The organism is Herbaspirillum lusitanum, assembly GCF_046025995.1.
Lineage (GTDB): Bacteria > Pseudomonadota > Gammaproteobacteria > Burkholderiales > Burkholderiaceae_D > Herbaspirillum > Herbaspirillum lusitanum_A.
On sequence record NZ_JAQQFM010000001.1, the window covers coordinates 25,953 to 46,038 of the forward strand.

A 20,086-nucleotide genomic window follows, 5' to 3' on the forward strand; every position below is an offset into this window, starting at 1 on the left:
GCCTGCGAGGCGCAGAAGCGACGGAGAGCGGTTTTCCAGGGCCCGCTCCCCGTCACGCCCTCAGGTATCGCCTCGCAGATTGGTCCTAGAACGTATGGCGGATGCCAAGGTTCCAGGCGCTGCTCCCGCTACCTGATTCAATCGAACTGCCGACGGTGTAACCGGCATTGTTTTTGTTGTTGATATGCGCGTACATGGCGTACAGATCGGTACGCTTGGACAAGGCATAGCGATAGCCGACGGCAAACTGATCCGCATCCTGGTTGAACGAGGTCTTGTCATCCTTGCGGATGTAAGACGCCAGGAAGGTATGCACACCGCCGAACGGCACCGTCACGCCGATCAGCATGTCGGCGCTGTCGGTCGACGCTACCGGAGCAATCGCCGTGCCATACGGATTGCCCGCAGTGCGCAGCGGCGAACTGTTGACGCCCTTGTTGATGCCATAGGCGGCATGCAGCTTGACCGGACCGAAGTCATAGGTCGCGCCGAGCAAGGTGCTGCGACCGGTGCTGGTCGAGGTGGTCACGGTATCGTTGTTGCGACCGTGATAACCGAGACGCACATTGAGCGGACCATTCGAATAGCCCAGCGCTGCGCCGAGCTGGCTGCTGGCCTTGGTGCTGCCTGCAACTTCACCGAAACCGTAAGCCAGTTCGCCGGTGAAGCCGGCGAGCTTGGGCGAGGTGTACTTCACGGTGTTGTCCATGCGGCTGGCGCCGTTGCCGGTATTGGGCATCAGGTTGGCGGCATCGCCGGCGTAGCCGGTGCCGAAGGGATCCACCATCGACAAGGTAAGATATTGCGGCGTGTATTGACGGCCGGCGGTGATGGAACCATAGCCGCCGTTCAGGCCGACATAGCTCTGACGGCCGAACAGCAGACCGCCTTGTCCCAGTGCGCCGGTGTCGTTCTGGAAGCCGGTTTCCAGCAGAAACACGGCCGACATGCCGCCGCCCAGATCTTCCGTCCCCTTGAAACCGATGCGCGAACCGCCGCTGATACCGCTGGTGAGCTTGGTGACGCTGCCGGCCGAACCGCCGTTTTCAAACACGATGCCGGTATCGATCAGACCGTAAATGGTCACCGACGATTGCGCCAGGGCCGGAAGCCCTTGCATACCGGCTGCGGCCAGAAGCGCCGCAACCAAGGTTTTGTGTTTCATTGTGATTCCCCGTTAGATAGATGTAGAAACTGCGGTAGAAACTGCAGCAAAAACTGCTGCAGAAACCGCAGTAAAAACTGCGTACCGTCCAGGCTCGCGGGCGCCCCTCCCCCGACCGATACGCGCCTGCTCTTTATCGCCGCCTCAACAATTGGCCTTTTGCCTCGGCGCCGACAAAGAGAATTTGCTGGTTCATGGAGCCGCCCTCCCGGTCCTGCACAACGGCGTCGTGCTCCATGCGGTGTTCAATACAGTGCGTCATCTGCGAAAACGCAGACCGGCTTCATGCCCGGATTGGCTCTGCGCCCACCTCGGCGCGCTCATTCGCCGTCGTGCCGAAACGGCCCGGACAGAATTCACGCAGAAAGGAAAACACGCGGTTGCGATCGGCCAGACCGGAAAAGGCCGAGTCCAGCAAATGCGGCGACAGCCAGGGATACGGCAGCACCTCCTGCAGCGTCGGCAGCAGATTGCCGGTGGCGTCTTCGATGACATCCATGCGGTCGATGCGAATATGCATTTCAGTCGCACGCCAGTTCTTTTCCTCGGAGCGATTCAAGGACCAGTCGTAATGTCCGCGCCCGATGCGCAGCGCAGAGCTCTGGATGTCGCGCATCAGCACCAGCCACGGCAAGCCGCTGATGCTTGCCCCCTGATCGGGCGGATGGCCGCAGACGTAATAGGTGCGGCATTCGGTAAAACGGGTGGCGAAGTCGGTCACCAGCGTCTGCGCAATCCCTTGCGCGCCGACCACCAGCGGCGGAAAACTCACGGCGTCGCCGGCCACCGAAATGCTCAGCACCGCATTCGGTTCATAGATGTCATCGATCAGTGAAGGACAGCATTTGTCTTTTGCATAGACGTACGCCTCCAACAGGGATTTATGCGTCAACATAAAATCATCCTCGGGTCATGACGAGTCAGGCTCGTCGCGGGAAATCTGAACTGGCGGCCTCAGGCCGACTGAAGCCATCCCCTGCTTCGCAGACGGTCTGCGCAGACCGCTGCAAAGCAGATTCAGTGAGTGGAGTTAAGACATGGAACGGCTCATGGCGGGAACTGGTCGGTGACGAACATCGCGCCGGCCACCGCCTGATGCAAGCCGGCCGCCGTCGATATGGTCGGCGTGGCAAACAGCGGAATCATCAAGGACGGTGTGGCTGGCGCGAACGACGCTGCGGCTGGCATACCGGAATGAGCGCGTGAACTCATGTCAAAGACCTCCCAGATAGGCTTTCTTGATATCTTCGTTGTTCAGTAATTCATCGCCGCTGCCCTGCATCACGATACGCCCGGTCTGGATCACGTAGCCATAATCGGCAATCGCCAGCGCCTTGTGCAGGTTCTGTTCCACCAGCAAGATCGATACGCCTTTGGAATTGACCAGTTGAATCGTGTCCAGCACCTTGGTCACGAACTTGGGCGCGATGCCCCACGAAGGCTCATCCAGCAACAGCAGGCGCGGCTTGGCCATCAGACCGCGGGCGATGGCCAGCATCTGCTGCTCGCCGCCGCTCATGGTGCCGGCCAGCTGGCTGCGGCGCTCCTTGATGATGGGGAACAGCGCATACATCTCATCGATGGAGGCCGCGACTTCTTCCTTGCTGCTGCGCGTGTAGGCGCCCAGCTCCAGATTGCGCTGCACGCTCAGACGCGCAAAGATGCGGCGCCCTTCCGGCACCAGCGACAGGCCCAGGCCGACGCGGTCGAAGGCCGGCACCTTGCCGATGTCCTTCTGGTCGAACATGATCTTGCCTTCATCCGGCTTGTTGAGGCCGGCGATGGCGCGCAGCGTGGTCGACTTGCCGTTGCCGTTGCCGCCCACCAGCGCCACGATGCTGCCGGTCTTGACTTCGATATCGACCTTGGAAAGCGCCAGCACACCGTCGTAGCTGGCGCGTAGATTTGTCACCTGCAACATCATTCATCTCCCAGATAAGCGGCGATCACATGCGGATCGTTGGATACATCCTGCGGCGAACCGTCGGCGATTTTCTTGCCGTAGTCCAGCACCACGATCTGATTGGCAATCGGCATGATGCCTTCCAGCACGTGCTCGACGATCAGGCAGGAGGTGCCCTGGTCGCGAATCTTCAGCACCACGTCCACGGTCTCGCGCACTTCGGTCGGGTTGAGCCCGGCCATCACTTCATCCATCAGCAGCAGCTTGGGCTTGACCGCCAATGCGCGCGCCACCGCGAGACGGCGCTGTTCGCTGATGGTCATGCTGCCGGCCGGCTTGTCGCTGAAGCGGCCGAGGTTGACGAAGTCCAGCAACTCCTGCGCAGTGCGGCGCGCCGCCGGCACGCTGTGCTCGTTCAGAAAGGCGCCGACCATCACGTTTTCCAGCGCAGTCATGCTGGTAAAGGTGCGCGCCACCTGAAAGGTGCGGCCGATGCCGACGCGCGCGCACTGCTCCGGCGTCATGCCGGAAATCTTCATATCCTCCAGCCAGATGTCGCCGGTGGTCGGCGGCGAGTAGCCGGCGATACAGTTGAACATGGTGGTCTTGCCGGCGCCGTTGGGGCCGATCAGGCCAACGATTTCACCGGCCTGCACCGTGAAGGAAATATCCTGGTTGGCGGTCAGCCCGCCGAATTTCTTGTAGACGTTTTCAACCCGTAGCAGACTCATTTGCCGGCCTCCTTATCAGCGTGGTTCGCTTGCGCCTTGATCGCTTCACGACGGGCAAACATGCTCTTGATGTAACCCAGAATACCGTTCGGGTAGTACACCGCAATGACAATGATCAGCGCTGCATAGATGATCAGATCGGTACCGCGACCGGTACCACCGAAGAAGGTGCGGGTGCCTTCTTCAATCGCGGTCAGCAGACCGGCGCCGACCAGCGGGCCGAACAAGGTGCCGATGCCGCCCAGAATCGAGACCAGCGCCATCTTGATCGAAATGCCGGTGCCCAGTACCGAGGTCGGATCGATGTACAACTCTTTCTGCGCATACAGACTGCCGCCCATGGCCGTGAAGAAACTGCTCACGGCAAACGCGATCTGCTTGTACTTGCTGAGGCTCACGCCCAGACTGCGCGCTGCGTCCGGCTCATCCTTGATGGCGCGGAAGTAGTAGCCCAGATAGCTGCGCTCGATGATGAAGTTGGCCAGCAGCGTCAGCAGCAGCAAACCCAGCGCGATGTAGTAATAAGGCTCCTTGCCGGCGAAGATCATCTTGCTCCAGCCCTCTTCGGCCATCGGAATCGTCAGGCCGACAGCGGCGCCGGCGAAGTCCCAGTTGGTGAAGATGATCTGGATGATCTCGGCCACGGCGATGGTGGCCATCGCAAAATAGTGGCCCTTGAGACGGAAGCAGGACCAGCCGATCACCAGGCTGACCAGCGAGGCGATCACGCCGCCGACCAGCATCGCGATCCACGGATTGACGTGGTAGATCGAAAACAGAATGGCCGAGGTGTAAGCGCCGATACCGTAAAAGGCGACGTGGCCCAGCGATACCTGACCGGCGTAGCCGCCCACGATATTCCACGACACGCCGATCTGCGCCGCCATCAGAATCAGAATCGCCAGATTCAGATGGGTAGGACCGGTAACGTACAGCGGCAAGGCCAGCGCCAGCAGCAGCAATGCCAGCAGCAGTAATTGAACCTTGTTGAAACCCTTGGCGCCTGCGGGGCCGCTAAGCGGCAGGCTGGATGAATTCTTGAGCATGTCTATCCTCTTCTTGATTGCGGCCGGATCAGGCCTTGCCCATCAGACCTTGCGGACGGAACATCAGTACCGCCAGGAACAGCGCCAGCACGATGAGCATCTTGTATTGCGGCCCCAGAAAGAAACCGCCCATCACCTCGATCACGCCGACCAGCACGCCGGCAATCAGGGCGCCGACCACGCTGCCGAAGCCGCCCAGATTGACCACCACGAAAGCGATCAGGATGAAGTTGGCGCCGACTTCAGGGAAGATCGGGAAGAAGGTCGAGAGCAAGGCGCCCGCCACACCGGCGCAGGCGGCACCGACGCCCCAGGCCAGCGCAAACATCTTCTGCGAGTCGATGCCCATGAGCTGCGCCGCTTCCTTGTCGGCGGCGGTCGCCTCCAGCGCAGCGCCGAGACGGGTCTTCGTGAGGAACAGATAGATCACGGTGGTGACGACGATGGCGCCGATGCCGGCGGTCAGTTGCGGCATGCCGATCTGGATGCCGGCAAGCGACACCTGGCCGCTGACCATCGAGTTTTCGACAGTGCGGAAATCGGCTTTCCAGAAGAACTGCGCAATGCCGCGAAACAGAATCATCAGGCCGAAAGTGGTGAAGATCTGCGACACCATCGGCGCATTGGTGATCTTGCGGATCACCAGTTTGTAAAGCAGTGCACCCAGCGCGAACAGGAACAGCGCCGTCAGCGGCAAGGTGAAAATTGGATCAAGCGCATACAGCGCGAACAGCCAGAAGCTCGAGTACATCCCGAACATCAGAAATTCGCCGTGCGAAAAATTGACGATGTCCATGACACCGAAGATCAGGGTCAGGCCGATTGCTACGAGCGCATAAATCAGTCCGATCAACAAGCCGGACGCCAGGGTCTGCACCAGAATATCCCAAGACATATGTATTCCCTCTAACGAACTATTCACGCACCGCCAACCAGCCGCCTGCGATGAAAATTGCTCAGTGAGAAAGCGTGCCGCCCGCTGCTGCTCTGCTCCGCCGGCAATGACCGGCGGTGCAGACCATGAACTTCGATGCGGACGGCAAGCTTCCTGCCGCCTAAATAACTACCGCTGCCGACGCCTTACTTGCGTTGATCCCACTTCGGCATCGGCCACACGATGTCGCGTGTCGCCATATCGAACGGCCATACGGTGTAGTACTTGCCATTGATGATTTGCAGCAGAATGCCCGAGCCGTATTCGTTCTGGCCCTGTGCATCGAACTTGATGCCTTTCCACGGCATGATCAGCTTGTTGCCCGGGATGTTGGTCTCGGCCAGCGCCTTGCGGATGGCTTCAGGATCGGTCGACGCAGCGCGGTTGATCGCATCGGCCAGCGTCATCAGACCGGTGAAGGTGCGTGACGAGTTGCCGGTGAAGTTGATCTTGTAGCGGCTGTTGAACAGATCGTTGACTTGCTTGATCAGCGGATTCTTGGCGGCCAGATCGAGTGACCAGACGTCGCGCGTGATGATGTAGTCGGCGTCTTTACCCAGGGTCTTGACGAACTCGGTATCGATGAAGCCGGCGTCGTTGGCCAGAATCATGTCAGGCGTGAAGCCCAGTTCCTTGTAGGTCTTCATCGACAGGATGGCGTCGCCCAGATATGAGGACTGCAGCACCACCTGCGGTGCGGCGGCCTTGAGCAACTGCACTTCGGAAGTCAGCTGGGTGCTCTTGGCCGGATAGACGATGGTCTTCACCAGATCGTAGCCACGGTCCTTGGACAGCTTGGTTTCCAGCTTGGTGGTCTCGTTTCCCCACAGGGTGTTTTCGTTGAAGGCGCCCAGCTTGCTGATCTTGATGCCCTTCTTGGCTTCCAGCTCCTTGAAGAACTCATAGAAGTTGGTCACAAACAGATCGTCGTGCGCGGTGGTGCGGAAGAACCACTTGAAGCCGCGTTGCGTCAGCGAGGCCGAGGACGATTCCGGGTTCAGATAAGGCACCTTGTAGCGCTCGGCCACCTGGCTGGTGGTCGCGGTCACGTTGCTGAAATAGGCGCCCACCACGGCGACGACTTTTTCCTGGGTAATCAGGCGTTCGGCTTCGGTCGCGCCGACTTGCGGATTGCCTTGCGAGTCGGCAAACACCAGTTTGATCTTGGCGCCCTTCAGATTCGGCAGACCGCCACCGGCCGAGAACGGCAGATTGGGAATGCCCTTGGCGCCGTTATTGATGATATCGGCCGCCAGCTCAAGCGCGTCCTTCATTTCAGCGCCGGTCGATGCGGCGGCGCCGCTCAATGGATAGATGACACCGATCTTGATTTCCTGCTGCTGCGCATAGGCAGAGATACAGAAAGACAGGGCCAGGCCGACCTGGGCAGCGCGTTTGAAAACGTGACCTAACATGATGAGACGCTCCTTTTGTAATGACACAAGATAAATTCCCCCACTGCATACTGCATACCGCGGCAAGCGGGAGCAAGCCAAAGCTGCCGACTACCCTGCAAGCCTTGCTGTCGTCAGATTTTGCGGGCCTCCCCAACCCGACCAAAACGCAGCTTGCAACAATCCCTCCCTGGAAGTTTTCCACGAAAACCGTCCTGGGCGAATACGCAATACATATTTCCGCATCATCGTTGTTATCCGGACTGCGATCCGGCATTTTCAAACCTGGCAAATTGCCGCACTGCCACTAAGCTGCTCATGACCAAGCGGCTCATGACCAAGCTGCTTATTCATAGCCGGCTCTCCGCTCCGGCCTCAACAACGATGTTGCGAACTATCGACTTACATGCAAAGGATTTGAAAAGATACAAACTGGATGTCCGTCCAGGCTACGCATGCATGCGCGCCCGGACCGGCATCCGAAAATGGTGATGGAGCACGTTGCCGCAACGCTTCATCTCACTTAATTAATTCGAATTCCATTTCCATCTCCTTTATTTTTTTCTTGAATCCTAAACTTTTCATCGATAATATGTCAATAAATTATTAACGTTTAAAAAAACAAATGATCGCCAAATCATCGATGTTTTACTAAGCAAATCGCGTGCCTGAATTTTCGCCAGTTCATCAAATAAGTAAGAAACGCGTAACAGCAAGGCTTTGCGGGGGATTCAGCAGGACACTTTGAATTTCCCCAACTCAGAATTTGGTTTATGTCGCACGTTACATGTGCAAAACGTCGATAATTTATAAATGAAATGCACCTTAATAAGCTCTTATCAGGAAAGGCAATGCATCATGGATCAGCAACAGACCGAGCACGGTGATCAACGCTGGCAATTCTGGATCGATCGGGGAGGCACTTTTACCGACATCGTGGCACGCAAGCCGGACGGTAGCCTGCTTACCCATAAGCTGCTCTCGGAAAATCCCGAACAATATAAGGATGCGGCGGTTGCTGGCATCAAGCGCTTGCTGGGCCTGAAGCCGGAAGAGAAGATTTCGCCGGCGCAGGTTGAGGCGGTCAAGATGGGCACCACCGTCGCCACCAACGCCCTGCTGGAACGCAAGGGCGATCCGACTGTGCTGCTGATTACCCGCGGTTTCCGCGATGCCCTCCGCATCGCTTATCAGAATCGTCCGCGCCTGTTCGATCGCAATATCGTGCTGCCCGAACTGCTGTTTGAAAAAGTGATCGAGGTGGACGAACGCCTCGGCGCCCACGGCGACGTGGTGCAAGAGCTGGACGCCAGCTCGGCGCGCGAGCAACTGAGCGCGCTCTATAAGGAAGGCTATCGCTCGGCGGCAATTGTGCTGATGCACGGCTACCGTTTTACCGCGCATGAAGAAAAGCTGGCCGAGATTGCGGCTGAGATCGGCTATACGCAAATCTCGGTGTCGCATGAAGTCAGCCCGATGATGAAGCTGGTGTCGCGCGGCGACACCACGGTGGTCGATGCCTATTTGTCGCCCATCCTGCGCCGCTATGTGGATCAGGTCGCGAGCGAGATGGATGGCGTGCGTCTGCTATTCATGCAAAGCAATGGCGGCCTGACCGACGCGCATCGCTTCCAGGGCAAGGATTCGATCCTGTCCGGCCCGGCCGGCGGCATCGTCGGCATGGTGCGCACCGCGGAAACCGCCGGCTTCGACAAGATCATCGGCTTCGACATGGGCGGCACTTCGACCGACGTCTCGCACTACGCCGGCGAATTCGAGCGCGAGTTTGAAACCCAGGTGGCCGGCGTGCGCATGCGCGCACCGATGATGAGCATCCATACCGTGGCTGCGGGCGGCGGCTCCATCCTGCATTTCGACGGCACGCGTTATCGCGTCGGCCCCGACAGCGCCGGCGCCAATCCCGGTCCGACCAGCTATCGGCGCGGCGGCCAGTTGGCCGTCACCGACTGTAACGTCATGCTGGGCAAGATTCAGCCGGCCTACTTCCCGAAGGTGTTCGGCCCTGCCGCTGATGAAGCGCTGGACCGCGATGCCGTGGTGCAGAAATTCACCGAGCTGGCTGAGCGCATCTTCACGGAAACCGGCAACCGCCGCACACCGGAAGAAGTAGCGGAAGGCTTCATCGAAATCGCGGTCGGCAACATGGCCAATGCGATCAAGTTCATCTCGGTGCAACGCGGCCATGATGTCACCGATTACACCCTGACCACCTTCGGCGGCGCCGGCGGCCAGCACGCTTGCCTGGTGGCGGATGCGCTGGGCATGACACGCGTGTTTGCCCATCCGTTCGCGGGCGTGCTGTCGGCCTACGGCATGGGTCTGGCGGATCAGACCGCGATGCGCGAACAGGCCATGGAACTGCCGCTCACGGCCGGCTCCATCCAGCCGCTGGAACAGCAATTGCAGGCGCTGGCTACACTGGCGTCGGAAGATCTGCTGTCGCAAGGCGTGAGCGCGACGCAGATCGACGTACTGCGCCGCGTCCACCTGCGCTACGACGGCACCGACTCGGTGATCGTGGTGTCCTTCGCCAGTCTGGACGACATGGTGGCGCAGTTCGAGAGCGCCTACAAGAAACGCTACTCCTTCCTGATGCCGGAAAAAATGATGGTGATTGAAGCCATCTCGGTGGAAGCCATCGGCGTCTCCAGCGACCGCGAAGAAAAGGTCGAACAATTGCCGCCGCGCGACGGCGCATTGCACGCCACCGAAACCGTGAAGCTGTTTTCGGGCGGCCAATGGCACGATACTGCGCTATATCGCCGCGAAGACATGCGTCCCGGCGACGTGGTGCACGGCCCGGCCATCATCGCCGAAAAGAATGCCACCAACATCGTCGAACCGGGCTGGCTGGCGGAAGTCACCACGCTCAACCATCTGGTGCTGCAGCGCTATCAGGCGCGCGTGCAACGCAAGGCGATCGGCACCACCGCCGATCCGGTGATGCTGGAAGTGTTCAACAATCTGTTCATGAGCATCGCCGAGCAGATGGGCCTGCGTCTGCAGAACACCGCCTTCTCAGTCAACATCAAGGAGCGGCTGGACTTCTCTTGCGCGCTGTTCGATGCGCAGGGCAATCTGATCGCCAACGCGCCGCACATTCCGGTGCACCTCGGCTCCATGGGCGAAAGCATCCGCACCATCATCCGCGAGAACACCGGCAAGATGCAGCCGGGCGATGTCTTCATGCTCAACGATCCGTATCACGGCGGCACCCATTTGCCGGACATCACCGTGATCACGCCGGCCTTCGACAAGCACGGCAAGGACATTCTGTTCTACGTCGGCTCGCGCGGCCACCATGCCGACATCGGCGGCATCACGCCGGGCTCGATGCCGGCCGACAGCACGGTGGTGGAAGAAGAAGGCATTCTGATCAACAACTTCCAGCTGGTCAGCGCCGGTCGTTTCCTGGAACAGGAAACCATCGCCCTGCTCGGTTCCGGCCCCTACCCTGCGCGCAATATTCCGCAGAATCTGGCCGACCTGCAGGCGCAGATCGCCGCCAATCAGAAGGGGGTGGATGAGTTGCTGAAGATGGTCGATCACTTCAGCCTGGAAGTGGTGCAAGCCTACATGGCGTACGTGCAGGACAACGCTGAAGAAGCAGTGCGCCGCGTAATCACGCTGGTCAAGGACAGCACCTATGAATACCCGCTCGACAACGGCGCGGTGATCAAGGTGGCGATCCGCGTGAACCATGCCGAACGCACCGCCGACATCGACTTCACCGGCACTTCGCCGCAGCTGAACAACAACTTCAACGCCCCCAGCGCGATTTGCATGGCGGCGGTGCTGTATGTGTTCCGCACGCTGGTGGACGATGAGATTCCGCTGAACGCCGGCTGCCTCAAGCCGCTGAACGTGATCATTCCGGAAGGCTCGATGCTCAATCCGCATTACCCGGCGGCGGTGGTGTCGGGCAATGTGGAGACCTCAAGCTGCATCACCAACGCCTTGTATGGCGCGCTCGGCGTGATGGCATCGGCGCCCGGCACGATGAACAACTTCACCTTCGGCAACGGCGAGCATCAGTACTACGAGACCATCTCCGGCGGCTCCGGCGCCGGCAACGGTTTCAACGGCACCGATGTGGTCCAGACGCACATGACCAACTCGCGCCTGACCGATCCGGAAATTCTGGAGTGGCGTTATCCGGTACGGCTGGAAAGCTATGAAATCAATCCGGGTTCGGGCGGCAAGGGTGAATGGCATGGCGGCAACGGCGGCATCCGCAAGATCCGCTTCCTGGAGCCGATGACGGCGTCGATTCTTTCCAATAACCGCATCGTCCCGCCTTTCGGCGCGGCCGGCGGCGGCAGCGGAAAGTGCGGCCGCAATCTGGTGATCCGCAACGATGGCACGCAACAGGAGCTCAGCTTTGTCGCCAGCACCGAAATGCAGGCCGGTGAAATCTTCGTGATCGAAACGCCGGGCGGCGGTGGTTATGGCACCCCGAAGTAAGTCGTGAGGCAAACGGCCGACTCGGACGATTGACCGAGCCGGCCGTCAACCGTGAAAGGAATCGGCGCCTGTCGGCGCCGCACAGCAACACTCCCTGGAAGTAGTGTCCTTGCGGCATTATCATCGTCTGCGGACGGCGATAATGCCGCTTTTTTATTCACATAGGATGGCCTCATGAACCGCAAGCCTCAAGCATCAGCCGCTGGCGGCGCCGGCAAATTGCTCCCTGCATTGACGCAAACCGCACTGCTGACCGGCTTTGAGCCTTTCGGCAATGAGCGCATCAATCCATCGTGGGAAGCCGTGCAGCGTCTGCAAGACTGGCGCTGCGGCCACACGCAGGTGCAGACGCTGAAGCTGAGTTGCGTGTTCGGCATGGCGGTCGATGAAATCGTCCGCGCCGTCAGCCAGCATCGGCCTGCGCTGATCATTTGTGTGGGTCAGGCAGGCGGCAGCAGCGGCATTCAACTCGAACGCGTCGCGATCAATATCGACGATGCCGATATCCCCGACAACGCCGGCCATCAACCGCGCGATAGCATCATCCGCAGCGACGGCCCGGCAGCCTATTTTTCGACTCTGCCGCTGCGCCGCATTGAGCAAGCGCTGCGCGAAGAAGACATTCCGGCCGCCATCTCCAACAGCGCCGGCACCTTCGTCTGCAATCATCTGTTCTACGGACTGATGCATCATCTCGATCTGCACGGCGAACCGGATCGCGTGCGCGCCGGCTTCATCCACCTGCCTTATTTGCCGCAGCAGGTCGCGCATGCCGGGACTGGGAATGCTCCGCCTAGCATCGCGCTTGAGACCATGATCCGTGGGCTGCGCGCAGCAATCCGGGCCTGCACGGAATGGGCTCCCATTTAAACTTTGACAAAAAAAGAGGCCGCATATGCGGCCTCTTTCATCTGGTGACGCCGGCCTGCTGCGGCCAGCATCGGGCCCACTGGCAAATCAGTCGCGCGCCGCCTCAACCGGCTTGCGCTCGCCATTGGCATCGACCGGATGATCCGGCACCAGCGTCGAGATCACGCGTGCGCTGCGTTTGAAAGTCATGTACGCCCAGGCCCAGTCGCTCATCACCAGCATCCGGTTGCGGAATCCGATCAGGAAGTAGACGTGCACAAACAGCCAGAACAGCCAGGCCGCATACCCCGAAAACTTGAACTTGCCGACCATCGCAATCGCTGCCTTGCGGCCGATGGTCGCGAGCGAACCGTAGTCGCGATACTGGAAGCTTTCCAGCGCCGTGCCGGCGATGCGATGCAGGATATTGCGACCGGCCACGCGGCCCATCTGCTTGGCGGCCGGCGACACGCCCGGCACCGGTTTGCCATCGGAGATGGCAGCCGCCAGATCGCCGATCACGAACACTTCAGGATGGCCGGCAATCGTCAGCTCGGGGCTGACCTGCACCCGCCCGGCGCGATCCAGCGGTACGCCCAGCGCCTTGCCCAGCGGCGAAGCGGCGACGCCGGCCGACCAGATCACAGTGCGCGACGCCAGCCGCTGTTCGCCGGCGGCGTCGGTGTAGCGCACGCATTCGGCATCGATATCGGTCACGCGGCTGCTGGTGCGCACGTCCACGCCCAGCTTTTGCAATTGCAGCCTGGCCTTTTCGGAGAGGTCGGCGGGATAAGCGCCCAGCACGCGTTCGGAGCCTTCCAGCAGCACCACGCGCGCGGCATGCGGATCGATCTTGCGGAACTCGCCGCTCAGCGTGTGGCGTGCGATTTCGATCAGGGTGCCGGCCATTTCAACGCCGGTGGCGCCGGCGCCGATCACGGTGAAGGTCAGCCATTCGGCGCGCTTGGCGGGATCGGTCTCGCGCTCGGCATATTCGAAGGCCATCAGGATGCGGCGACGGATGTCGAAGGCGTCTTCCAGCGTTTTCAGGCCGGGCGCCAGCGGCGCCCATTCGTCGTGGCCGAAATAACTGTGGGTGGAGCCGGCGGCAACCACCAGATAGTCGTAGTCGATGCGGGTGCCGTCTTCCAGCGTAACGGCCTTGCCGTTGACGTCGATGTCGGTGACGGCGGCCATCAGGCTGGTCAGATTGCGCTGATCGGCGAGGATGCTGCGGATCGGAGCGCTGATCGCCGGCGCCGATAAACCGGCAGTCGCCACCTGATACAGCAGGGGCTGGAACAGGTGGTGATTGCTGCGATCGATCAGCGTGATGCGGACGTCCGCCCGAGCCAGTTCTCTGGCGGCGGCGAGCCCGCCAAAACCACATCCGATGATGACGACGTGATGCATTGCATTCCTTTCGAGAGTGGATTTTCTTGTTCGCTCCCGCGCCGGTGTGCGTTGCCGCAATACCGTTGATCTCCGAAGCTGATGTCCAACTTCTGATCCCGCGACGGGTTATGTCCCCTTCTTCTCTTCAGGCAGCTTGCCATGGACCGTGCTTGTATTTTTCAGCGCCTTGCCGGCATTGCATTCATTGCTTGCAAGACCCTTGCAGACAAACTGCCAGACCTTGATCCATATCAAACCAGACAGGATTGTACGTAATTGGTTCGAAACCGTCTTGTGCCGCTCAAAAATCGCGAAGCCGCGAGCAAAGATGGCAACAAACTATCTGCTAAATTCCAAAAGAAAAATCCCCCGGAACCAGAGATTCCGGGGGACTTTTCAACGCAGATCAGGCCGATCGCTTCAGCCTGCCGCCGCACTCGCCGCATCAATGATTCCGATGATGCGGCCAGGCGCGACAGGCCTCGCTCGGTTCAGCTTATTGCGATACTTCTTGCGAAGCAGGTGCATCAGACCCTTCCTGAGCTGCCTTCATCGACAGTTTCAGGCGGCCGCGGTCGTCGGTTTCCAGAACCTTGACGCGAACTTGCTGGCCTTCCTTCAGGTAATCGGCAACGGCGTTGACGCGCTCGTTGGCGATCTGGCTGATGTGCAGCAGACCATCCTTGCCCGGCAGAACCTGAACGATGGCGCCGAAGTCCAGCAGCTTCAGCACGGTGCCTTCGTAGACCTTGCCCACTTCAACCGAAGCAGTCAGTTCTTCAATGCGGCGCTTGGCTTCCTGACCTGCGGAGGCATCGACGGAAGCGATGGTGACCACGCCTTCGTCGCTGATGTCGATCTGGGTGCCGGTTTCTTCGGTCAGCGCGCGAATCACTGCGCCGCCCTTGCCGATCACGTCACGGATCTTTTCAGGATTGATCTTGATAGTGATCAGACGCGGTGCGAAATCGGACAGCTCGGTACGACCGGCCGGCACGGCTTCCTGCATCTTCTCCAGGATGTGCTGACGGCCTTCCTTGGCCTGTTCCAGCGCGACCTGCATGATTTCCTTGGTGATGCCCTGAATCTTGATGTCCATCTGCAGCGCGGTGATACCGTTGGAGGTACCCGCCACCTTGAAGTCCATGTCGCCCAGGTGATCTTCGTCGCCCAGGATGTCGGTCAGGACAGCGAACTTGCTGCCGTCCTTGATCAGACCCATGGCGATACCTGCCACGTGCGCTTGCATCGGCACGCCGGCATCCATCAGCGCCAGGCAGCCGCCGCAGACCGAAGCCATCGACGAGGAACCGTTGGATTCAGTGATTTCCGACACCAGACGCACCGAGTAGCTGAACTCGTCAGCTGCCGGCAGCGCGGCGATCAGTGCGCGCTTGGCCAGACGGCCGTGACCGATTTCACGACGCTTCGGCGTACCGACGCGGCCGGTTTCGCCGGTCGCGAACGGAGGCATGTTGTAGTGCAGCATGAAGCGGTCGGTGTACTCACCCATCAGCGCATCGATCTTTTGTTCGTCGCGTGCAGTGCCCAGAGTGGCAACCACCAGCGCCTGCGTTTCACCGCGGGTGAACAGTGCTGAACCGTGGGTGCGTGGCAGCACGCCGGTACGGATCGAGATCGGACGCACGGTGCGTGTATCGCGGCCGTCGATGCGTGGCTCGCCGTCCAGGATCTGCGAACGCACGATCTTGGCTTCCAGGTCGAACAGAATGCCGCCGACTTCCGACGAATCCGCAGCAGCGCCGCCGTTGGCAGCGTCAGCCACCAGCGCTTCGTTGACTTGCGAAGTCACGGTCTTGAGCTTTTCGGTACGCGCTTGCTTGTCCTTGGTCTGATAGGCTTCGCGCAGCTTGCCTTCGGCCAGCTCGGTCACGCGTGCGATCAGCGCTTCGTTCTTTGGCGCCGGCGCCCATTGCACTTCAGGCTTGCCGCCGTCGCGCACCAGTTCGTGGATGGCGTCGATGACGGCCTTCGATTGCTCGTGACCGAACACCACCGCGCCCAGCATCACTTCTTCCGACAATTGTTTCGCTTCCGACTCGACCATCAGCACGGCGGTTTCAGTACCGGCCACCACCAGATCCAGTTGCGAGGTCTTCAGTTGCGATGCTGTCGGGTTCAGTACGTACTGACCGTCGATGTAACCGACGCGCGCAGCGCCGACCGGGCCGCTGAACGGAATGCCTGCGATCGACAGTGCTGCCGAAGCGCCGATCATCGCCGGGATGTCAGGATCGATTTCAGGGTTGACCGACAGCACGTGAATGATGACCTGAACTTCGTTCAGATAACCTTCCGGAAACAGCGGGCGGATCGGACGATCGATCAGACGCGAAGTCAGTGTTTCCTTTTCCGAAGGCTTGCCTTCGCGCTTGAAGAAACCGCCTGGGATGCGGCCTGCAGCGTAAGTCTTTTCAATGTAATCAACCGTCAGCGGGAAGAAGTCCTGACCTGGCTTGGCATCCTTGCGGGCCACGACAGTTGCCAGAATGACGGTGTCTTCCACCGACACCACGACGGCGCCGGATGCCTGGCGAGCGATTTCGCCGGTTTCCAGAGTGACTTGATGCTGGCCGTACTGGAAGGTTTTGGTAACTTTATTGAACACGGTATTTCCTTTCTTTATTGAAGCCCCGGCTGTGCGTCGCGGGTACTTCTTTTTACCGACAGATTTTCAGGCGCTGTCGTTCACCTCACCACAGCCGCCGCCACATGGACGCCGGCTTACGAATAGTGTGAATGTCGCTGCTATTGCTTGTATTGCGGGTAATGCTGGTATTGCTGGTATTGCTGATGTTTCTGCAGTGCGTGTCTGCGTATCTGCTTATTTGCGAATCCGCCGACGCCATGCCCGGCAAGGAAAACAGCATCCGTTCAGGCCCGGCTATCGGGCTGCGCCGACCGCAAGCTCATGAATACGGAATCGCAAAAAACAAAATGCCCGCGTCAGTGATGACGCAGGCATTCTGGCTATGAACCCTCGACCTGATGATTTGGACGTGGGATCAAAATTACTTACGCAGACCGAGTTTTTCGATCAGTGCGCGGTAACGGTCGGCATCCTTGCCCTTGAGGTAGGACAGCAGGCTTTTACGACGGTTAACCATCTTGATCAGACCACGACGCGAGTGGTGATCCTTGCTGTGTGCTTTGAAGTGACCGTTCAGGTCGTTGATGCGTGCTGTCAGCAGAGCGACTTGCACTTCAGGAGAACCTGTATCGTTTGTACCGCGTGCATTATCAGTGATAATGGCAGCTTTGCCTTCTTTATTGATCGACATACTAATTACCTTTCACAAGCGGTGTGCGGAGTCAGTTTCAACCCTTGCATACCGTGACTAAAAAAATGAATCCGGCCTAAATGGCCAGACGCGGAAGTATATAGCAAAAAATCAGGCGATTCAAATACTTAGGCAGAGCCTGTAGGTAAAGACGCAAAAGCGCCCCAAGGAGCACGATGCCGAACCGGCAAGTTTCCCGCTGGATACGATCAGAGCGGCCCGCACGGGCCGCTCGCAGAGACACCTGCATGCCAACATGGCAGACATCGGCGACAATACGCAATTACGCAAATTACGCAATGAACGGCGGGCAGCCTTAACGCCGCAGATGCCCTACAAAAATATCAGGACGACAAGACATGAAACTACACTTTTCATCACCCCGGTCACGCCTCTCCCTGTGCTCGTTCAAACCGCGCGCCGCCATGGTGGCTGTGTTGCTGAGCGCGGCGGCACTGAGCGGCTGCGCTTCGATGTTCGCGCCGCCGCCGGCGGCCGGCGATTCCGAAGCACAGGTGCTGGCCCGCCTCGGCCCGCCGACCAATGTTTATCCGGACGGCAACACCAGGCTGTTCGAATATGCACCCGGCGCCTTCGGCCAATACAGCTACATGGCGCGCATCGGCCCCGACCAGCGCCTGATTTCCTACGAGCAAGTCTGGACCCTGCAAAGATTCCAGGCCATCAAGGTGAATCAGGACACCAAGGCCGATGTTCTGAAACAAGTCGGCCGCCCGACTGAAGTCACGCGTTATGCGCGTATTCCCTTCGAAGCCTGGAATTACGGCTTCAAGGAAAGCGGCGTGTGGAATTCGGAAATGACGGTCTACTTCGACGATCAGGGCGTGGTGCGCAAAGTTGAAAACGGGCCCGATCCGCGCTTTGACGATTCGCGCTTCCGATTCTGAATCTGGATTTGCTCCGCTTGAAAAGCCGGAGCGCATAAAAAAATGCCGCAGAAGTCTGCGGCATTTTTCATTGTCAGCCAATGCTTAGAGCCGGATCAGACGATGGTCGCCAGCCCCAGTGTCAGCAGCAAGGCCACCACCGAGATCACGGTTTCGCACACGGTCCAGGTCTTGAAGGTTTGCGGCACGGTCATGTTGAAGTATTCCTTGACCAGCCAGAAACCGCCGTCGTTGACGTGCGACAGGATCAGCGAGCCGGCGCCGGTGGCCAGCACCATCAGCTCCGGACGCACGCCGCCGACGGTCGACACGATAGGCGCAACGATGCCGCAGGCGGTGGTCATCGCCACCGTCGCAGAACCGGTCGCCACGCGAATCAGCGCCGCCACGAACCAGCCCAGCAGCAAGGGCGACAGATGCGCGCTGGTGGCGATTTCGACGATCGCCTTGGACACGCCGCTTTCCATCAGGATGCGGCCGAAGCCGGCGCCGGCGCCCACCACCAGCGTAATGCTGGCAATCGGCCCCAGACATTCATTGGTGAACTTGAGGATCTGGTCGCGATTGAAGCCGCGCTTTTTGCCGAAGGTGTAGAAACTCACCAGCGTCGCAATCAGCAGCGCAATCACGGAGTTGCCGATCAGACGCAGGAAGTCGTTGGCAAAGGTCTTGGGCGTAAAGAACAGATCGGCCCAGCTGCCCAGCAACATCAGCACCACCGGCAGCAGAATCGTGAACAGCGTGATGCCGAAGCCAGGCAGCTCGCGCTGGTCCTTGCCGGCATCGACGAACTGACCGATCAGCGGATTATCCGGATTGGGAATCACCACTTTGGCCATCAGCTTGCCCATCAGCGGGCCGGCGATGATCGCGGTCGGAATGCCGACGGCGAGCGCATACATGATGGTGCGACCGATGTCGGCGTTATATGCCGTTACCGCCAGCAAGGCCGCAGGGTGCGGCGGAATCAGGCCGTGTACCACCGACAGACCGGCCACCATCGGAATCCCGACCAGCACCATCGAGGTGCCGGTGCGCTTGGCAACGTTGAAGGCAATCGGAATCAGCAGCACGAAACCGACTTCGAAGAACACCGGCAGACCGACGATGAAGGCCACCGTCATCATGGCCCAGTGCACGTTCTTTTCGCCGAAGGCCTTGATCATGGTGGTGGCGATGCGTTCCGCTCCACCCGACTCGGCCATCATCTTGCCCAGCATGGTGCCCAGGCCGACCACCAGCGCGATGTGCCCCAGCGTGTTGCCGACGCCGGTTTCAAAGGCCTTGACGATATTGCCCATCGGCATGCCGACCGAGAGCCCCAGCACCAGCGACACCACGATCAGAACGATAAAGGGATTCAGTTTGAATTTTGCGATCAGCACGATCAGTGCGATCACGGCTACCAATGCATAGATCAGCAGCGCACTACCTTGTACAGCCTCCATGAGTATCTCCTCTCCAGAAGGTGAAACATCGGGCTTGCGCTGCTATGGCGCAAACCCGATCGATAAACGGTTCAGACGGATATCTGAATCAGCGCTTGAAAGCCACGCAGTCGACTTCAACCTTGCAGTCCACCACCATGCTCGACACCACGCAGGCGCGCGCCGGCGGATTGGCGCCAAAGTACTCCTTGAAGACCTTGTTGAAGGACTGGAAGTCGCGTGCGTCGTCCAGCCAGACGCCGCAACGCACCACATGTTCAGGGCCGTAGCCGGCTTCCTTGAGGATGGCGATCACGTTCTGGATCGCCTTGTGCGACTGGGCCACGATGCCGCCGTCGATCACTTCGCCGTTTTCCATCGCCACCTGGCCCGACACATACAGCCAGCCGTCGGCTGCCACTGCGCGGGCGAATGGCAGATGCTGACCGCCGGTACCGGTGCCGCCGTCGACACCAAATCGTTGAATGCTCATTAATGCTCCTTTACCAAAACAAAATTTGAATGCCCCGCCAACGGCAGGGCCTCC

General features: G+C 59.6%; 17 protein-coding genes. 4 read left to right on the forward strand and 13 right to left on the reverse strand.

Annotation, left to right across the window (positions count from 1 at the left end; genetic code table 11):
• Positions 1–85: 85 nt before the first annotated feature.
• The 8 genes from PQR62_RS00135 to PQR62_RS00170 all read right to left on the reverse strand — a co-directional run bounded on the left by PQR62_RS00135 (position 86) and on the right by PQR62_RS00170 (position 7,194).
• Positions 86–1,165 (reverse strand): porin, encoded by a 1,080-nt coding sequence (locus PQR62_RS00135; RefSeq protein ID WP_408153549.1) that lies wholly within the window; start codon positions 1,163–1,165, stop codon positions 86–88.
• Positions 1,166–1,448: 283 nt separating this feature from the next.
• Positions 1,449–2,060: a hypothetical protein gene (locus tag PQR62_RS00140; protein WP_408153551.1), complete on the reverse strand. Its 612-nt coding sequence runs from the start codon at positions 2,058–2,060 to the stop codon at positions 1,449–1,451.
• Positions 2,061–2,212: 152 nt separating this feature from the next.
• Positions 2,213–2,377, reverse strand: coding sequence for a hypothetical protein (locus tag PQR62_RS00145; protein WP_408153553.1), 165 nt, complete (start codon positions 2,375–2,377; stop codon positions 2,213–2,215).
• A 1-nt stretch (position 2,378) separates the two neighbouring features.
• A complete protein-coding gene (locus tag PQR62_RS00150) occupies positions 2,379–3,086 on the reverse strand; it encodes an ABC transporter ATP-binding protein (protein WP_408153555.1) in 708 nt (235 codons plus the stop codon).
• A complete protein-coding gene (locus tag PQR62_RS00155) occupies positions 3,086–3,799 on the reverse strand; it encodes an ABC transporter ATP-binding protein (RefSeq protein ID WP_408153557.1) in 714 nt (237 codons plus the stop codon). Before PQR62_RS00155 ends, PQR62_RS00150 begins: the two co-directional genes overlap by 1 nt.
• Positions 3,796–4,845, reverse strand: a complete 1,050-nt coding sequence (locus tag PQR62_RS00160; RefSeq protein ID WP_408153559.1) for a branched-chain amino acid ABC transporter permease — start codon at positions 4,843–4,845, stop codon at positions 3,796–3,798. Before PQR62_RS00160 ends, PQR62_RS00155 begins: the two co-directional genes overlap by 4 nt.
• Before the next feature lie 28 nt (positions 4,846–4,873).
• Positions 4,874–5,740, reverse strand: coding sequence for a branched-chain amino acid ABC transporter permease (locus PQR62_RS00165; protein ID WP_408153561.1), 867 nt, complete (start codon positions 5,738–5,740; stop codon positions 4,874–4,876).
• Positions 5,741–5,925: 185 nt separating this feature from the next.
• A complete protein-coding gene (locus tag PQR62_RS00170) occupies positions 5,926–7,194 on the reverse strand; it encodes an ABC transporter substrate-binding protein (protein WP_408153563.1) in 1,269 nt (422 codons plus the stop codon).
• A gap of 837 nt (positions 7,195–8,031) precedes the next feature.
• On the opposite strand from PQR62_RS00170, the gene PQR62_RS00175 reads away from it, so the two are divergent.
• Positions 8,032–11,658 carry a hydantoinase B/oxoprolinase family protein gene (locus tag PQR62_RS00175; RefSeq protein ID WP_408153565.1) on the forward strand — a complete coding sequence of 1,209 codons (3,627 nt, stop codon included), beginning with the start codon at positions 8,032–8,034 and terminating at the stop codon, positions 11,656–11,658.
• A 174-nt stretch (positions 11,659–11,832) separates the two neighbouring features.
• Entirely contained in the window at positions 11,833–12,528 is a 696-nt protein-coding gene (gene pcp, locus PQR62_RS00180; protein WP_408153567.1) for a pyroglutamyl-peptidase I, read from the forward strand.
• Between the two features lie 87 nt (positions 12,529–12,615).
• Here pcp and PQR62_RS00185 read toward each other — a convergent pair whose 3' ends face one another.
• Complete coding sequence (locus PQR62_RS00185) at positions 12,616–13,920, reverse strand: NAD(P)/FAD-dependent oxidoreductase (protein ID WP_408153569.1); 1,305 nt, start codon at positions 13,918–13,920, stop codon at positions 12,616–12,618.
• 478 nt (positions 13,921–14,398) lie between these two features.
• Positions 14,399–16,531, reverse strand: a complete 2,133-nt coding sequence (gene pnp, locus PQR62_RS00190) for a polyribonucleotide nucleotidyltransferase (RefSeq protein ID WP_408153571.1) — start codon at positions 16,529–16,531, stop codon at positions 14,399–14,401.
• A gap of 131 nt (positions 16,532–16,662) precedes the next feature.
• On the opposite strand from pnp, the gene PQR62_RS00195 reads away from it, so the two are divergent.
• A complete protein-coding gene (locus PQR62_RS00195; protein ID WP_408153573.1) occupies positions 16,663–16,899 on the forward strand; it encodes a hypothetical protein in 237 nt (78 codons plus the stop codon).
• A gap of 35 nt (positions 16,900–16,934) precedes the next feature.
• Here the strand turns inward: PQR62_RS00195 and rpsO are convergent, their stop codons facing one another.
• Positions 16,935–17,204, reverse strand: coding sequence for a 30S ribosomal protein S15 (gene rpsO, locus PQR62_RS00200; RefSeq protein ID WP_408153575.1), 270 nt, complete (start codon positions 17,202–17,204; stop codon positions 16,935–16,937).
• Positions 17,205–17,629: 425 nt separating this feature from the next.
• Here rpsO and PQR62_RS00205 point away from each other — a divergent pair, with 425 nt between their 5' ends.
• Positions 17,630–18,112 (forward strand): hypothetical protein, encoded by a 483-nt coding sequence (locus tag PQR62_RS00205; RefSeq protein WP_408154651.1) that lies wholly within the window; start codon positions 17,630–17,632, stop codon positions 18,110–18,112.
• Positions 18,113–18,207: 95 nt separating this feature from the next.
• On the opposite strand, the gene PQR62_RS00210 is transcribed toward PQR62_RS00205, so the two are convergent.
• Both PQR62_RS00210 and PQR62_RS00215 read right to left on the reverse strand, forming a co-directional pair.
• A complete protein-coding gene (locus PQR62_RS00210) occupies positions 18,208–19,560 on the reverse strand; it encodes a GntP family permease (protein WP_408153577.1) in 1,353 nt (450 codons plus the stop codon).
• 88 nt (positions 19,561–19,648) lie between these two features.
• Complete coding sequence (locus tag PQR62_RS00215; RefSeq protein WP_050465396.1) at positions 19,649–20,032, reverse strand: RidA family protein; 384 nt, start codon at positions 20,030–20,032, stop codon at positions 19,649–19,651.
• Positions 20,033–20,086 lie beyond the last annotated feature (54 nt).

What these genes read in the sequence shown, in the direction of transcription:
- PQR62_RS00135 (WP_408153549.1), bottom strand. Translation starts at nt 1,165, where the DNA reads ATGAAACACAAAACCTTGGTTGCGGCGCTTCTGGCCGCAGCCGGTATG.
- PQR62_RS00140 (WP_408153551.1), bottom strand. Translation starts at nt 2,060, where the DNA reads ATGTTGACGCATAAATCCCTGTTGGAGGCGTACGTCTATGCAAAAGAC.
- PQR62_RS00145 (WP_408153553.1), bottom strand. Translation starts at nt 2,377, where the DNA reads ATGAGTTCACGCGCTCATTCCGGTATGCCAGCCGCAGCGTCGTTCGCG.
- PQR62_RS00150 (WP_408153555.1), bottom strand. Translation starts at nt 3,086, where the DNA reads ATGTTGCAGGTGACAAATCTACGCGCCAGCTACGACGGTGTGCTGGCG.
- PQR62_RS00155 (WP_408153557.1), bottom strand. Translation starts at nt 3,799, where the DNA reads ATGAGTCTGCTACGGGTTGAAAACGTCTACAAGAAATTCGGCGGGCTG.
- PQR62_RS00160 (WP_408153559.1), bottom strand. Translation starts at nt 4,845, where the DNA reads ATGCTCAAGAATTCATCCAGCCTGCCGCTTAGCGGCCCCGCAGGCGCC.
- PQR62_RS00165 (WP_408153561.1), bottom strand. Translation starts at nt 5,740, where the DNA reads ATGTCTTGGGATATTCTGGTGCAGACCCTGGCGTCCGGCTTGTTGATC.
- PQR62_RS00170 (WP_408153563.1), bottom strand. Translation starts at nt 7,194, where the DNA reads ATGTTAGGTCACGTTTTCAAACGCGCTGCCCAGGTCGGCCTGGCCCTG.
- PQR62_RS00175 (WP_408153565.1), top strand. Translation starts at nt 8,032, where the DNA reads ATGGATCAGCAACAGACCGAGCACGGTGATCAACGCTGGCAATTCTGG.
- pcp (WP_408153567.1), top strand. Translation starts at nt 11,833, where the DNA reads ATGAACCGCAAGCCTCAAGCATCAGCCGCTGGCGGCGCCGGCAAATTG.
- PQR62_RS00185 (WP_408153569.1), bottom strand. Translation starts at nt 13,920, where the DNA reads ATGCATCACGTCGTCATCATCGGATGTGGTTTTGGCGGGCTCGCCGCC.
- PQR62_RS00195 (WP_408153573.1), top strand. Translation starts at nt 16,663, where the DNA reads ATGTCGCTGCTATTGCTTGTATTGCGGGTAATGCTGGTATTGCTGGTA.
- rpsO (WP_408153575.1), bottom strand. Translation starts at nt 17,204, where the DNA reads ATGTCGATCAATAAAGAAGGCAAAGCTGCCATTATCACTGATAATGCA.
- PQR62_RS00205 (WP_408154651.1), top strand. Translation starts at nt 17,630, where the DNA reads ATGGTGGCTGTGTTGCTGAGCGCGGCGGCACTGAGCGGCTGCGCTTCG.
- PQR62_RS00210 (WP_408153577.1), bottom strand. Translation starts at nt 19,560, where the DNA reads ATGGAGGCTGTACAAGGTAGTGCGCTGCTGATCTATGCATTGGTAGCC.
- PQR62_RS00215 (WP_050465396.1), bottom strand. Translation starts at nt 20,032, where the DNA reads ATGAGCATTCAACGATTTGGTGTCGACGGCGGCACCGGTACCGGCGGT.